This window comes from Sphingomonas oligophenolica (genome assembly GCF_039522915.1).
In the GTDB taxonomy this organism is placed as follows: domain Bacteria; phylum Pseudomonadota; class Alphaproteobacteria; order Sphingomonadales; family Sphingomonadaceae; genus Sphingomonas; species Sphingomonas oligophenolica.
In genome coordinates, this window is sequence record NZ_BAAAEH010000005.1 from 186,608 (window position 1) to 200,627 (window position 14,020).

Below are 14,020 nucleotides of genomic sequence, written 5' to 3' on the forward strand. Positions count from 1 at the left end.
ATTGGAAGCGCCATGCCCTTTCCGGCAGTGGGTCAGTTTGAAATTACCGGGTCAGGCCGGGGCAAAGCTCGCCACTTGCGGTGACAGCCCCTGGTCTCAATGATAGTGTCGGGGGTAGAATCGGCAGGGATGCCCGCCCGGTTGACTCGATGGCGTTGGCGCGGGTGAGGCCCAGGGTTATTTGGCTGTCCCGTCCGCGTCATGAGAGGGTATATGACCTTCCCGACGCGTTGAACTGCGAGCGAAAGGGCACCGTGCTTCCCAATATCGTGAGTAGGGAGGAGGTCGCGGATTTTGTTTCGCGCTCCGCATTCGAAAAAGGGCGCGCCTATCAAGCGCAGGGCCGGGTCGCAGCGCTCAGGATCAGCGATGACGCTACTCAGGTCACCTCGAAAGTGCGGGGTTCGGGTCGCGAGGTCTATTCAGTCGATATCACGCTGGAGCGCGGGGATGACGGGCTCGATGATATTATCGGCGATTGTACTTGCCCCGTCGGCTATAATTGCAAGCATGTCGCGGCAACCCTGCTCGAAGCCTTGTCGGGACGGTGGAGCGCCGCCGGCACCGTTTCCCCCGCGCCCATCTCCGCAATGTCATCGGCGGCGACGCAATCCGCAAACCAGCCGCTGCCCTTCGAAATTACCGCATGGCTGGAGCGAATCGGCAAAGCGTCGCGGGGCAATGATTATCCGGCCGATGTCGTGCAAAGGCTGCTCTATATCCTCAAACCCGAGGCACTTGGGCAGCAAATACCGCACCCGGCGCTGTCCCTGCTGTCGGCGAGGCTGCTCAAGGGCGGCAGCCTGTCCAATAACGTGAGCTCGCCCAGCCTGTCCGGTTTCGATCCGGATCGCGCGGCGAAATATTACCGCGACATTGATATCGAGATTATCGGCGCTCTCTCGCGCGAGCGGACCGGCTACGGAATTTATTATGGCGGCCAGCCGGTACGATCGACGGACCTCCTGCGACAGATGACGGAGACGGGGCGCGCTTACTGGCTCGATCACAAGCGGGCGCCGCTCAGCTGGGGAGAAACGCGACAGGGGCGCATCGAATGGAAACTGGCCAGCGCGGCCGGCGTCCGGCCCCATCTGATCGTGGATGGCGCGATCACCCTCAACGCCGAACCACCGGTATATATCGACGAGAAGGCGGGCATGATCGGGCCCGTCGAGCTCGGCCTGCCGGCGCGGCTCGCACACCAGTTCCTCGAGGCGCCCGCCCTCGCGCCGCATCAGGTGGCCCTGGTAGCCCGCAGCCTCGGTCAGAAATTGCCCGATATCCGTCCCGATCTTCTACCGTCCGAGCCGGAGCCCGCAGTGACGATCTCGGGGGACCCGACGCCCGTGTTGCGCCTCGGCCTCGGGCGTCGGCCGACATATGGCTATTATTATGGTCGCGAGCCGCCGGCTCGGATGCCGGTGGCGCGTCTCGGTTTCCGATACGGCCCGGTCGAGATCGCCAGGCTGGAAAAGGCCATGAAACTCGAGGTTTTCCACGGCGGGCGTCTCTTCGAGATCAGGCGCCAACGCGGCCGGGAAAATGAGGCGCTCAAGCTATTGAAGGAGAGCGATTTCGTCGATGCGCGCACCGTGTACCCCTATCTCGACGGCACTCATCATGGCGACTTCACGCTTGCCGAGCCGCATGATTGGCTCGACTTTCTCAACCACTATGCGAATGGGTTGCGGGCGCGCGGCTTCGACATCCAGATCGATGACGACTTTCCCTATCGGCTGGCGAAATCCTCGGATGGCTTCGATGCCGGGTTCGAAAGCACTGGTATCGATTGGTTCGAGCTTGACCTGGGCATCGAGATCGACGGTGAAAGGCGCGATCTCGCGCCGATCCTGGCCGCACTGGTCGGGAATCCGGGCTTCACGCCGGCACTGCTTCAGGGGATGGCCGAGGAGGGAGGCGATCTTTACCTCCCGATGGCGGATGGACGATACCTCGCGCTGGCGGCCGAGCGTTTCCTGCCGCTGATATTGGCGCTCCATGCGCTGAATCTGAACGGATCCTTCATCGACGCTTCGGGAAAGATCAAACTCTCCCGCGCCGATCTCGTGCCGCTGCTCGCGCTGGAGGACGAGACTTTTACCTTCAAGGGCGCGGACAATCTGCGTCGCATGGCGAGCTTGCTCGGCACCGGCGGGATCCCGGAGCCGGGCATGCCCGACACCTTCAAGGCAGTGCTTCGGCCCTATCAGGCGCACGGGGTCGCGTGGCTCGATCTGCTGCGCGAGAGCGGGTTGGGCGGGATCCTCGCCGATGACATGGGTCTCGGCAAAACCGTGCAGATTCTTGCCTTGCTCGCGCTGGAAAAGGCGAGAGGCGCCTGTGCCGATCCGTCGCTCATCGTCGCCCCGACCAGCCTGATGGCGAACTGGTTCAACGAGGCGCGGAAGTTCGCGCCGGATCTGAAGGTGCTGATTCTGCACGGCGCGACACGCCAGCAGAGCTTTGCCGATATCGCGGATTATGATGTCGTCCTGACCACCTATCCGTTGATCGCGCGCGATCATGAAACACTGCTCGCGCGGACCTGGCACATGGCGATCCTCGACGAGGCGCAGACGATCAAGAACCCCAATGCTGCTACCACCCGATGGTTGCGCACCGTCGCGGCCAGGCACCGCTTCTGTTTGAGCGGAACGCCGATGGAGAATCATCTGGGGGAACTCTGGTCGCTGATGAGTTTCGTCAATCCCGGCTATCTCGGCGACAAGGCGGCATTTGCCCGCAACTGGCGGACCCCGATTGAAAAGCGCGGCGATGCCGGCCGGTCGATGGCGCTGACACGCCGGGTCAAGCCGTTTCTGCTGCGCCGGACAAAGGCCGAGGTCGCCACCGAGCTGCCGCCCAAGACCGAGATTGTCGAAACCGTCCTGCTCGAGGGCAAGCAGCGCGACCTCTATGATTCAATCCGCGTTTCCATGTCCGCCAAGGTGCAAAAGGCGATCAAGGATCGCGGGTTGGCGAAGAGCCATATCATCGTTTTGGAAGCATTGCTGAAGCTGCGCCAGGTCTGTTGTGACCCGAAACTGCTCAAGCTCGATGACGGCATCGACCGCCCTTCGGCGAAGCTGGAACGGTTGATGGAAATGGTGGACGAGTTGCTGAGCGAAGGGCGCAAGATTCTCGTTTTTTCGCAATTTACCTCAATGCTTGCTCTCGTCCAGGCGCGCTTCGACGCGGCGTCGATCGACTATAGCTTGCTGACCGGGGATACCAGGGACCGCCCGGGCGCGATCGATCGGTTCCAGAGCGGCGCCTGTGACGTTTTCCTGGTCAGCTTGAAGGCGGGTGGCGTCGGGCTCAATCTGACAATGGCGGACACGGTGATCATTTTTGATCCATGGTGGAATCCGGCGGTCGAGGAACAGGCCATAGATCGCGCACATCGGATTGGTCAGAACAAGTCGGTCTTCGTCTACCGGCTGGTGGCTGCGGGCACTATCGAAGAGAAGATGGGCGAATTGAAAGCGCGGAAGCGCGCCCTGGCCGATAGCTTGTTCGATCGCGACGGCCAGATCGGCTCTGCGCTCACCGAAGCAGACGTGACGACGCTGTTCGAGGCGTAAGGCTGAACCTGCTATGGCCGCTCGAATATCCGTCGTCAGCTTTCGCGGTACGGGCGTTACGGCGCCGCGTGACACAGCGCTTCCTCAGCCATCACTGTCGCGGTGGCGGCCAGCGATCCTAGTCGCAGGATAATCACGCCTCGCACCATAACGGACAGCTGGGAGCCCCGGATGGCGCTGCTCTCAGTAGGATTACGAAGTGACGGCAGGGGCGTCGTGCTGTCCTGTGACGGCGATAGTGGAGAAGCCGAATGAAGCTCGACCCTGAAGTGCCCGCCCTTGTCACCGACGGCGCTGGGCACCCGCGTGCCTCTGAAGGGAGTTCCTGCGATGACCGATCCTGATCAAGACATTCTGGCCTATGCCGCCGAGGCCAGGAAAATGAATGACGATGAGCTGATGGACACCTGGGAGACGGCTACCGATCAGGAAAGGAAGAACCCGTCGCCTCTCCTTGAAGCGGTGGAGCACGAAATGCGGGCGCGAAACATTCCGTTCTAGCACGACGGTCGGAGACGCTCCCCGGGGGAGCAATCGAGCCGCGGGGGCGCCGCCCGCATCGACATCCGCGACGTTCAGGCAACGCGACAGGAGAATGGGAATGAAGCCGGGTTTCGTCATAGCCAGTATCGCCCTTGCAGCGGCGGCGGCAGCGCTTTCCGCCCACGGGAAGACCATGGGTCACCCCGGCGATGTCCGCGCCGGCCGGGAACTGGCGCAGACGGTTTGCGCTGAATGCCATGTCGTCGTGCCGCGTCCGGGGGTTCTGCGTCAAATCGGCGAGGCTCCCGATTTCGCCGATATCGCCCAGATGCCGAGCACGACCAGAATCTCCCTTCTCGCGTTTCTGCGTTCGTCCCATCCGACAATGCCGAATTTTATCGTGTCGGATCGAAAGGCGAATGACGTCATCGCCTATATTCTCAGTCTGAAGCAGCCCAAAAAACACCAGATACGCAACGCTCATTCCAGGCCGAGGTCGCATGATCGCTAAGCCGGGCGGGGGATATCCCTACCGGGATCTCGCCTCAACGCTCATCCCCGTCCCCAACGTCCCGGATCACCACTGATCCCGATCGCGTATCGACGATGATCTCCTCGGCATAGGGATCATAGTCGTCCTCAGCCTCGAGCCACTCCCGCCGCTTCGCGGCGCGCTCCTTCTCCTCGCGCTCGATCACGTTGAAGATCGCCAGCTGCGCCCGCTTCTGCTCATGTTCCGCCGCCTGCACCATCGCTGCCCAGCGCTCCTGCGCGCGCTGGTTGCCGTTCAGCGCAGCCACGCCGATGGCGCGAAACACCGCCTCGTTCATTGAGAGGTTGAGCACGGTGTCCCCCTCGCGCACCTCGACCGTACGATAGGCCTCGCGAAGGATCACCTGCCGGGTCGGCTCATCGGCGCCGCGCAGCCGGTCGCCCGGCGCGCCGGAGCGGCGCGGTCGGCCCGCCGGATTGCCCGATCGCCCTTTCGGAAACTGGTGCTCGACGGGCGGCTTTCCCCGGCCGATCTTCCAGTCATGGGGCGCAATCGCCGCAGCAATCTCGCCAATTCCCTCGCTCGATTCAACTTTATGTGCCGTCATGTCAGAGCTCCGATGATGAAGAACCGCATCACCAAAGCCGTTTTTGCCGCACTGTTGAATCGGGCTTCGCTGTTATGCGCCGGGCCTTTCGCTGTTACCGTCACGCGACTTCGCTGTTCCGCGCCAGACTTTCCCTGTTATCGAATAACAGCGAAAGCGATCTATAAACCATTGTTAGTAAATGATAATATTTCCAACAAACCGACCGAAAACAGCGTAAAAAAATTTCTTTCGCTGTTTTTTCGCTGTTCCGGGTCGGGAACAGGGAAGTGCGGCTATGTCAGCAGCGTCGCCCGCATCGTTCGATCGAGCGCGAGCGCGAGCGCAAGGGCGTCGCGCGTCGATTCGAAGAACATCATGACCGCTCGACGAAGCGCGGCCCTCGCATGTCGACCGCCGCTATTCTTCCGTCAGCCCGATCCCGATCACCGCCCGTGCCTGCTCAGCCTCGGAGGAGACCACCGGATAGGCGCAATAGTCAGCCGCATAATAGGCGCTGGGCCGGTGATTGCCCGACCAGCCGATCCCGCCGAACGGCGCGCCCGACGAGGCGCCATTGGTCGGCTTGTTCCAGTTCACGATCCCCGCGCGCGCATTCGCCCAGAACTGGTCGTAAAGATCGGGATCCTGGCTGAGCAGGGATGCCGACAGGCCGTAGCGGGTGTTGTTCGCCTCGGCGATCGCCTCCTCGAAGGTCTTCGCGCGGATCACCTGGAGGATCGGCCCGAACAGCTCGATATCGGGGCGGTCGCGCACCTCGGTCGTGTCGATCAGCGCCGGCTTCAGGAAGGGCAGGCCCTCCACCGCGCGTTCGAGATGCCGGATCGGGCGGCCGCCGCGCATCATCAGCTCGAGGAAGCTCTCGGTCAGCATGTCGGCTGACTGATTGTCGATCACCGGGCCCATGAAGGGGGCTGGCTTCGCGTGCGGCTCGCCGACGATGATCCGGCCGATCAGCTTGTTCACCTCGGCGACCAGCGGGTCGTAGAGCTTCTCGTCGATGATCAGCCGCCTGGCGGCAGTGCAGCGCTGCCCGGCCGTGGTGAAGGCAGATTGAACGATCACCACCGCGGCTGAATAGAGATCGGGCGTATCCCAGGCCACAATCGGGTTGTTGCCCCCCATCTCGAGCGCCAGGATCTTCTCGGGCCGGCTGGCGAAGGCGCGGTTGAGCGCGAGGCCGGTTGTCGCCGAGCCGGTGAACAGCAGCCCGTCGATCCCGTCATGCGCGGCGAGCGCCTTGCCCTCGGCCGGGCCGCCGATCAGCACTCTCACGCATCCCTCGGGCACCCCGCCGGCATGGAAGCATTCGACCAGGAAGGCGCCGACCGCGGGCGTCTTCTCGGAGGGCTTGAACACGACCGCATTGCCCGCGAGCAGGGCGGGGACGATATGGCCATTGGGCAGATGCGCCGGGAAATTATACGGCCCGAGCACCGCCAGCACGCCGTGCGGCTTGTGGCGCAGCGCCATGCGCGATCCCATCGGCGCGTCCAGTCTGCGCTGCGAGGTGCGCTCAGCATAGGCCGACACCGAGATATCGACCTTGGCGATCACCGAATCGACCTCGGTGCGCGCTTCCCACAACGGCTTGCCGGTTTCGCGGGCGATCAGGTCGGCAAAACTGTCGGCGCGCGCGCGTACTACATTGGCGAAACGGCGCAGCGTCTCGATCCGGTAGGTGAGGGGCCGGGCAGCCCATTCGGCCCAGCTTGCACGGGCAAGCGCAACCTCGGCATCGACATCGCCGATCGGATGTTGCCATAGAATCGCGCCGGTCGCGGGTTCTGTCGAAATGATTTCGGACGCCATCTTAGCGCTCTTGCCTTAGTTTTTTCGGGAATTCCACTGGGCTGCTGCGCAGCAATCACGCCGCCAGCGCAGCACCCATCTCGCGAATGCGGGCGACCTTGCTGTTGAACGGCGCCCAGTCGTCCCGCTGGTCGATCGCCGACCAGATCGCTTCGACCTCGTCGATCTGCATCGAGCAGGGTTCCCCTTGCCAATAGACATGGTCGCGCGAAGCCCGCGCTTCATAGCCGCCAAGGCTGGCCCGCACCTCGTCGAACGCGGCGCCATAGGTTTCGGGCAGCACCCCGCCATAGCCGTCGAAGAAGAAGCGATCGATCGACGCGTCTTCGGCCCGCAACGCCTTCTCGATCGCCTGCACCAGCGCCCGGTCGCTCTCCGGATCGCGCGGGCGCATGCCGAGCCGCCACAGGATCGCCGCCGACACCGCCGGCTGATAGCGCGCGCCGAACCCTTCGAGCACCTCGATCAGCGGCGGCGCTTCGCTCACCAGCCTGAGCGACACCGCGAGCTGCATCGCGTCCCAATGGATCGCCTCGGGCTGCCGGCCAAAGGCATAGAGCCCGGCATGGTCGAAATAGGCGGCGGTAAAGCCCGGGTCCCAGGTCGGCGCGAAGCGCCACGGCCCGTAATCGAAGCTCTCGCCGGTCACGTTGATATTGTCGCTGTTGAGCACGCCGTGAACGAATCCGGCGGCCATATAGCGCGCCGCCAATGTCGCGGTGCGCCCGACGACATGGTTCAGGAGGCGGGCCGGGGCATCCTCGCCCGCTTCCTCGCCGTAGAAATGCCGCAGGACATAGGCGATCAGCCGCCGCATCCCCTCCTCATTGCGTTCATAGGCCAGGCGCTGGAAGGTGCCGATCCGGATATGGCCGTGGCTCAGCCGAACCAGCACCGCCGAGCGGGTAGGGGAGGGCTCGTCGCCGCGCTCCAGCGCCTCGCCGGTCTCGATCAGCGAGAAGCTGCGGGATGTCTCGACGCCGAGCGCCTCGAGCATCTCGGTCGCCAGCACCTCGCGCACCCCGCCTTTGAGCGTCAGCCGGCCATCGCCGAACCGGCTCCACGGCGTCTGGCCCGATCCCTTGGTGCCGAGGTCCATCAGCCGGTCGGATCCATCGCGCAATTGGGCGAACAGGAAGCCCCGGCCGTCGCCTATCTCGGGATTGTACACGCGGAACTGATGGCCATGATAGCGCAGTGCCAGCGGCCGGGTCAGGCTACCCTCGAGCGGCACGAACCGCCCGAAATGCGAGACCCATTCGTCATCGCTCAATCCGTCGAGACCGACGCCCGTCGCGGCCCGATCATTGCGGAAACGCAGCCGGGTTTCGGGAAAGTCGGCCGCCTCGACGGGATCGTAGAATCGGTCGCCCAATTCAAGGATTGCGGTTTCGGGTCGATATGCTTGCGGGCGATTGCTCATCCGGCGATATGGGGGGTGCCAACCGCGGGACGCAACCATGCCGACCTATGAAGATCGTTACTGGGTGTCCGACGACGGGCTCAAGCTGCATTATCGCGACTATCCCGGCCCTGAAGGTCGCCCGCCGATCCTGTGCCTGCCGGGCCTGACCCGCAATGCGCGCGACTTCGAGGATCTGGCGGCGCGGCTCTCGCCCGACTGGCGGGTGATCGCGGTCGATTTCCGCGGCCGCGGCAAGAGCGACTATGCCAAGGATCCGATGAGCTATGTCCCGCTGACCTATGTCGGCGACGTCGGGGCGCTGCTTGCGGAGCTGGCGATCACCTCCTGTGTCGTCTTCGGCACCTCTCTCGGCGGCATCGTCGCCATGTTGCTTGCCGCCAGCGGCCGCGTGACGATCGCCGGCGCGCTGCTCAACGATGTCGGGCCTGAGATCGAGCCGGCGGGGCTCGGCCGGATCCGCACCTATGTCGGCAAATCCTATACCTGGCCGACCTGGATGCACGCCGCCCGCGCGGTCGCCGAGGTCAATGATCACGTCTATCCCAACTACGCGATCGAGGATTGGCTCGCGATGGCCAAGCGGCTCTACCGCCTCAACAGCTCGGGGAGGATCGTGCTCGATTACGACATGAAGATCGCCGAGCCCTTCCGCGTGCCCGGCAACGAGGCGGGGCCGGACATGTGGCGCGCTTTCGAGCATCTGAAGCAGGTGCCGACGCTGATCGTCCGCGGCGCCCGCTCGGACGTGCTCGGCGCAGCGACCGCCGACCGGATGCTGATGGCGCTCGATCGCGGCGAGCTCGTGACCGTGCCCGATGTCGGCCACGCCCCGACGCTCGACGAACCCGAGGCCGCAAGCGCGATCGATCGCTTGCTGGCGCGCGTCATGGCGGAACCTGTCGCCGCCTGAACGCGTCTCTCCGGCACGACATCGTGGCGGGCATGCCCGGCATCTCACCACCAACTGCGCAGGGCCAGCCATGAGTTTTCGCTTCGACCGCCTCGTTTTCTCGCCGCGCGACGTCGAACTCTCGCGCTCGCCGCTCGCCGGCAAGATCGACGCCGAGACCTATGTGCTGGGGGCGTTCAATCCGGGCATGACCCGGCTGCCCCACGGCAACCTGCTGCTGATGGTGCGTGTCGCCGAGGCGCTGCGCACGCCGATCGTCGATGGGCATATCCATGCGATCCGCTGGGAAGCCAGTGACAAGGGCGGCGACTACACGCTCGACGCTTGGCCGCTCGATTTCGTCGACACGGCCGACCCGCGAAAATTCATGATGCGCGGCGGCGGCTGGAAGGTGATGGCGCTGACCTCGCTCTCCTGGCTGTTGCCGGTCGAACTCTCCGCTGACGGGCGTGGTGTCGTGGCGGTTCATTATGACCGGGCAATCGCGCCGCGCGCTTCCTATCAATGCTACGGCGTCGAGGATGCGCGGATCAGCAAGGTCGGCGACCGTTATCTGATGACGACCTGCTCGGTCAGCCCGGAACGCCATTCGACCACGCTCTACACCTCCGACGATGCGATCGAATGGACTCTCCAGGGCATCGTGCTCGATCACCAGAACAAGGACATGCTGATCTTCGAAGGGCTGGTCGGCGGCAAATACTGGGCCCAGACCCGGCCGCTCGGCGATCTCTATTTCGCCTATCCGCCCGGCAGCGAGTGGCGCGCCGGGCCTTCGATCAACCTCGCCTCATCCCCCGATGCCCTGCACTGGAAACCCTATGACAAGCCCGGTATCCGCCCGCATTCGGCCACGATGGCGACGGCGCGGATGGGCGGCGGCGCGCCGCCGATTCTCACCGACAAGGGCTGGCTGAGCCTGTGGCACGGAGTCGAGCCGCTCGGCGTGGTCGGCATCTACCGGACCTACTGGTCGCTGCTCGACCGGGAAGACCCCTCGATCGTGGTCCGCAGCAGCCACGATCCGCTGCTCGAGCCGGCTCCCGGGCTGACCGAGCCGCTCAGGGACCTGATGTATATCGACAATGTCGTCTTCACGACCGGCATCGCGGACGCCGGCGATCATTATGTGGTGGCGAGCGGCGAGGCCGATCTGGCCTGCCGGATCACCCATGTGCCGAAGACCGTGTTCTCTTCTTAATTCCCCTCGCGTTTGCGGAAGGAGAGGAAGAAGAAGGGAGTAATGACGCCCGCCCGAATTCCCGCTAACGCACCCCCCGAGATGCCGCCCCCCGTCAATATCCTCCACCTCCACTCGACCTTCAGCCTAGGCGGCAAGGAGGCGCGGGCGGTCCGCCTGATGAACGTGTTCGGCGATCGCGCCCGCCACACCATCGTCTCCGGCGTGCCCGACCAGCTCGGCGCGCAGGGCGCGATCGCGGCCGGCATCCGCTACGAGATCGCACAGAATCCGCCGCCGCTGACCGGTCGTCCCTCGGTCGCCCGCTATGAGGCGATCGCGCGCTATATGCGGCGCTTCGATCTCGTCCTGACCTATAATTGGGGCGCGATCGACGGCGTGATGGCGAAGCGGGTCTTTCCGAAAGGAATGCCGCCGGTCGTCCATCACGAGGACGGTTTCAACGCCGATGAGGCGGACGGCCTGAAGATCGAGCGCAACATCTATCGCCGCTTCGCGCTTCCCGCGGCGCATGCCCTGGTCGTTCCGTCAAAAACGCTCGAGGCAATCGCGCTCGGCGCATGGAAACAGCCCCCGGCGCGCGTCCACCGCATCGTCAACGGCATCGCGACCGCCGCCTATGCCCGAAAGCCCGATCCAAAAGTGATCCCCGGCTTTCGCCGCCGCCCGGGCGAGGTGGTGATCGGCGCGCTTGCCGGCCTGCGTGCCGTGAAGGATCTGCCGACGCTCGTCCGCGCCACCGGCGGAGTCTCGGCGCGGGTCCGCCTCGTGATCGTCGGTGAAGGGCCCGAGCGCCAGCATATCCTCGATGCGGCCGAGGCAATGGGGATGGCGGACCGGGTCCATCTCCCCGGCTTCCTCCCCGATCCCTGGCGCTATATCGGCCTGTTCGACATCCTCGCCCTCTCCTCGAAAAGCGAACAATTCCCCATCTCGGTGATCGAGGCGATGGCGGCCGGGCTGCCCGTGGTCGCAACCAATGTCGGCGACATCGCCGAGATGGTGTCGGAGGCCAACCGGCCTTATATTGTGTCGGCGAACGAAGTGATGTTGCGGGATTCGCTCCAGGCGCTTGCCGGCTCCAAACCCGCGGCGCGCGCCTTTGTCGGCGAACAGAATCGTGCCAAGGCGGTCTCGGAATATGACGAAGCTGTCATGATCGACCACTATATTGCGCTTTACGAACAGGCGATCGGCAGGCCAGGGGCTCTGCGCTGAGTCGTAATTTTCTCGCTAAGCGGGGCCCAGAGCGTATATCAAACGTAGGTTAAGTTGGAGAGGCGTGTTGTTCAAAGGTCTGAAGCCCATCATCTACAACGGCCAGGAGGTCTGGCCGCTGGTGGAGGGTGGGAAAGGCGTCGCCGCGACGAACCACGCATCGGCGGGCGCCTGGGCCGCGGCTGGCGGAATCGGCACCGTGTCCGCGGTCAATGCCGACAGCTATGATCCCGACGGCAAGATCATCCCGCAAATCTACAAGGCGCTCAACCGCCGCGAGCGCCACGAGGAACTGATCGACTTCGCGATCGAGGGCGCAGTCCAGCAGGTCAAGCGCGCGTTCGACATCGCCGGCGGCAAGGGCGCGATCAACATCAACGTATTGTGGGAAATGGGCGGCGCCCAGCGAATCCTCCACGGCGTGCTCGAGCGGACCCGCGGCATGGTCGCGGGCGTCACCTGCGGTGCCGGCATGCCGTACAAGCTTTCCGAGATCGCAGCCTCGTACAACGTCAATTACCTCCCGATCATCAGCTCCGGCCGCGCCTTCCGCGCGCTGTGGAAGCGGGCTTATTCCAAGGCCTCCGAATGGCTGGCGGCGGTGGTCTATGAGGATCCCTGGCTCGCCGGCGGCCATAACGGCTTGTCCAACGCCGAGGACCCGCTCAAGCCCGAGGATCCCTATCCCCGCGTGAAAGCGCTCCGCGAGACGATGCGCGAGGGCGGCATCTCGGACAGCGTGCCGATCATCATGGCCGGCGGCGTCTGGTATCTGCGCGACTGGAGCAACTGGATCGACAATCCCGAGCTCGGCCAGATCGCCTTCCAGTTCGGCACCCGGCCCCTGCTCACCCAGGAAAGCCCGATCCCCGAAGGCTGGAAGGCCAAACTGACCCATATCGAGGAAGGCGAAGTCCTCCTCCACCGTTTCTCGCCGACCGGCTTTTATTCGAGCGCTGTCCGCAATCCCTTCCTCCGCGCGCTGGAAGCGCGCTCAGAGCGCCAGATCGCCTTCTCGACCCAGTCGGCCGGCGACCATGTCTTCCAGCTCGATGTCGGGGTGAAGGGCAAGAATTTCTGGGTGACGCGCAACGACCTGCTGCGCGCGCGGCAATGGTTCGGCGAAGGCTTCATCGACGCGCTGAAGACGCCCGACAACACCCTGGTGTTCGTCACGCCCGAGGAAAAGGCGATGATCCGCAAGGATCAGTCGGACTGCATGGGCTGCCTCAGCCAGTGCGCCTTCTCGTCCTGGGCCGACAGCGAAACCAACTCGACCGGCCGCCTCGCCGATCCGCGCAGCTTCTGCATCCAGAAGACGCTCCAGGACATCGCCCATGGCGGACCGATCGACCAGAACCTCATGTTCGCCGGGCACGGCGCCTATAATTTCAAGAAGGACCCGTTCTATTCGAACGGCTTCGTGCCGACGGTGAAGCAGCTGGTGGATCGGATCCTCACCGGCGATTGAACAGGCGGCCGAAGCGCCCGGCTGCTCACTGCTTGTACAGCATGAAAGTCCTGGTCGTGCCCTCGCTGACATTGCGGGCGGTCGCCTTGATGCTTTTGCCGTCTGGCATCACCTCCAGCGTCATCACGCCGCCGACCACGCCGTCGCCGGAACTCGTTTCGACGATGATGTTCTTCGCCGGCATGGTCACTGACTTCATCCCGCCCTCGTCTCCGCTGACCGGAGCAGGAGGGCCATCGATGATAGCGGTGAATCCCCAGCCATTGCTCGACGAGGAGCTGAACGCCCTGCCGTCGAGCTTCAGCGTCCAGGTCAGATAAGCGCTCGATGCGACGTTCAGCTTGAATGCCTGCCAGCTGCCGGAGATCAGATGTGCCGCCCGGTCGGGTCGGCCGACGCGCTTCGATATCGTCTCGCTATTGTTGGGCTTGCCGTCGGGCTTGGTGAGGTCGCTCGTGCGGGAGGTCATCGTTCCGCCGTCCGCCGATATGCTGTAGGTGGTCCGGTAGACGATCCTGCCGCGCAACCTGTCGGTTTCCCGGACACGGTGCCGATCGAGAATATCGACGGCGACTTCGTCGATATAGCCGTCTCCGGCCGTCCGGTGAAAGCGGCCATCCGCCTTTATCATGGGGTCATCGCCCCCGCCCCGCCGGTAGAGGCCATTTGCGAGCAGGATAATATCCGGCTTCGCGGGAAAGCTGAGCGAGCTGGTATCGACCTTCCACGTCCCGTTGAAAACGCTCTCGGCGGGCTGCGCCGCGCCCAGCTGGAGGGCGGCAAGGCCGATGAGAAGAACCTTCATAATGTTC

General features: G+C 64.1%; 11 protein-coding genes. 7 read left to right on the forward strand and 4 right to left on the reverse strand.

Translation table 11 applies throughout. The annotated features are described in order from the left end of the window. Positions 1 to 269: 269 nt before the first annotated feature. From ABD050_RS03375 to ABD050_RS03385, 3 genes are all read left to right on the forward strand, one after another. A complete protein-coding gene (locus tag ABD050_RS03375) occupies positions 270 to 3,587 on the forward strand; it encodes a DEAD/DEAH box helicase (protein WP_343887725.1) in 3,318 nt (1,105 codons plus the stop codon). A gap of 330 nt (positions 3,588 to 3,917) precedes the next feature. Continuing rightward, on the forward strand, positions 3,918 to 4,088 hold the full coding sequence (locus ABD050_RS03380) for a hypothetical protein (protein ID WP_343887726.1): 171 nt from the start codon (positions 3,918 to 3,920) through the stop codon (positions 4,086 to 4,088). A 100-nt stretch (positions 4,089 to 4,188) separates the two neighbouring features. Beyond that, positions 4,189 to 4,581, forward strand: coding sequence for a c-type cytochrome (locus tag ABD050_RS03385; RefSeq protein ID WP_343887727.1), 393 nt, complete (start codon positions 4,189 to 4,191; stop codon positions 4,579 to 4,581). A 34-nt stretch (positions 4,582 to 4,615) separates the two neighbouring features. Here ABD050_RS03385 and ABD050_RS03390 read toward each other — a convergent pair whose 3' ends face one another. From ABD050_RS03390 to ABD050_RS03400, 3 genes are all read right to left on the reverse strand, one after another. After that, complete coding sequence (locus ABD050_RS03390) at positions 4,616 to 5,170, reverse strand: DUF5681 domain-containing protein (protein WP_343887728.1); 555 nt, start codon at positions 5,168 to 5,170, stop codon at positions 4,616 to 4,618. 399 nt (positions 5,171 to 5,569) lie between these two features. Beyond that, a complete protein-coding gene (gene astD, locus ABD050_RS03395; RefSeq protein WP_343887729.1) occupies positions 5,570 to 6,982 on the reverse strand; it encodes a succinylglutamate-semialdehyde dehydrogenase in 1,413 nt (470 codons plus the stop codon). Positions 6,983 to 7,037: 55 nt separating this feature from the next. Further along, on the reverse strand, positions 7,038 to 8,405 hold the full coding sequence (locus ABD050_RS03400; RefSeq protein ID WP_343887730.1) for a protein adenylyltransferase SelO: 1,368 nt from the start codon (positions 8,403 to 8,405) through the stop codon (positions 7,038 to 7,040). Between the two features lie 37 nt (positions 8,406 to 8,442). Between ABD050_RS03400 and ABD050_RS03405 the strand changes: the two genes are divergently transcribed. The 4 genes from ABD050_RS03405 to ABD050_RS03420 all read left to right on the forward strand — a co-directional run bounded on the left by ABD050_RS03405 (position 8,443) and on the right by ABD050_RS03420 (position 13,208). Continuing rightward, the gene (locus ABD050_RS03405) at positions 8,443 to 9,318 is read left to right on the forward strand and encodes an alpha/beta fold hydrolase (RefSeq protein WP_343887731.1); all 876 of its coding nucleotides are present in this window, start codon (positions 8,443 to 8,445) and stop codon (positions 9,316 to 9,318) included. 70 nt (positions 9,319 to 9,388) lie between these two features. Beyond that, complete coding sequence (locus ABD050_RS03410; RefSeq protein ID WP_343887732.1) at positions 9,389 to 10,519, forward strand: glycoside hydrolase family 130 protein; 1,131 nt, start codon at positions 9,389 to 9,391, stop codon at positions 10,517 to 10,519. An 81-nt stretch (positions 10,520 to 10,600) separates the two neighbouring features. Beyond that, on the forward strand, positions 10,601 to 11,737 hold the full coding sequence (locus ABD050_RS03415; protein ID WP_343887733.1) for a glycosyltransferase: 1,137 nt from the start codon (positions 10,601 to 10,603) through the stop codon (positions 11,735 to 11,737). 67 nt (positions 11,738 to 11,804) lie between these two features. Next, on the forward strand, positions 11,805 to 13,208 hold the full coding sequence (locus ABD050_RS03420; protein ID WP_343888072.1) for an NAD(P)H-dependent flavin oxidoreductase: 1,404 nt from the start codon (positions 11,805 to 11,807) through the stop codon (positions 13,206 to 13,208). Positions 13,209 to 13,233: 25 nt separating this feature from the next. Here ABD050_RS03420 and ABD050_RS03425 read toward each other — a convergent pair whose 3' ends face one another. Next, positions 13,234 to 14,013: a hypothetical protein gene (locus ABD050_RS03425; protein WP_343887735.1), complete on the reverse strand. Its 780-nt coding sequence runs from the start codon at positions 14,011 to 14,013 to the stop codon at positions 13,234 to 13,236. Positions 14,014 to 14,020 lie beyond the last annotated feature (7 nt).

What these genes read in the sequence shown, in the direction of transcription:
- ABD050_RS03380 (WP_343887726.1), top strand. Translation starts at nt 3,918, where the DNA reads ATGACCGATCCTGATCAAGACATTCTGGCCTATGCCGCCGAGGCCAGG.
- astD (WP_343887729.1), bottom strand. Translation starts at nt 6,982, where the DNA reads ATGGCGTCCGAAATCATTTCGACAGAACCCGCGACCGGCGCGATTCTA.
- ABD050_RS03385 (WP_343887727.1), top strand. Translation starts at nt 4,189, where the DNA reads ATGAAGCCGGGTTTCGTCATAGCCAGTATCGCCCTTGCAGCGGCGGCG.
- ABD050_RS03415 (WP_343887733.1), top strand. Translation starts at nt 10,601, where the DNA reads ATGCCGCCCCCCGTCAATATCCTCCACCTCCACTCGACCTTCAGCCTA.
- ABD050_RS03410 (WP_343887732.1), top strand. Translation starts at nt 9,389, where the DNA reads ATGAGTTTTCGCTTCGACCGCCTCGTTTTCTCGCCGCGCGACGTCGAA.
- ABD050_RS03405 (WP_343887731.1), top strand. Translation starts at nt 8,443, where the DNA reads ATGCCGACCTATGAAGATCGTTACTGGGTGTCCGACGACGGGCTCAAG.
- ABD050_RS03400 (WP_343887730.1), bottom strand. Translation starts at nt 8,405, where the DNA reads ATGAGCAATCGCCCGCAAGCATATCGACCCGAAACCGCAATCCTTGAA.
- ABD050_RS03425 (WP_343887735.1), bottom strand. Translation starts at nt 14,013, where the DNA reads ATGAAGGTTCTTCTCATCGGCCTTGCCGCCCTCCAGCTGGGCGCGGCG.
- ABD050_RS03390 (WP_343887728.1), bottom strand. Translation starts at nt 5,170, where the DNA reads ATGACGGCACATAAAGTTGAATCGAGCGAGGGAATTGGCGAGATTGCT.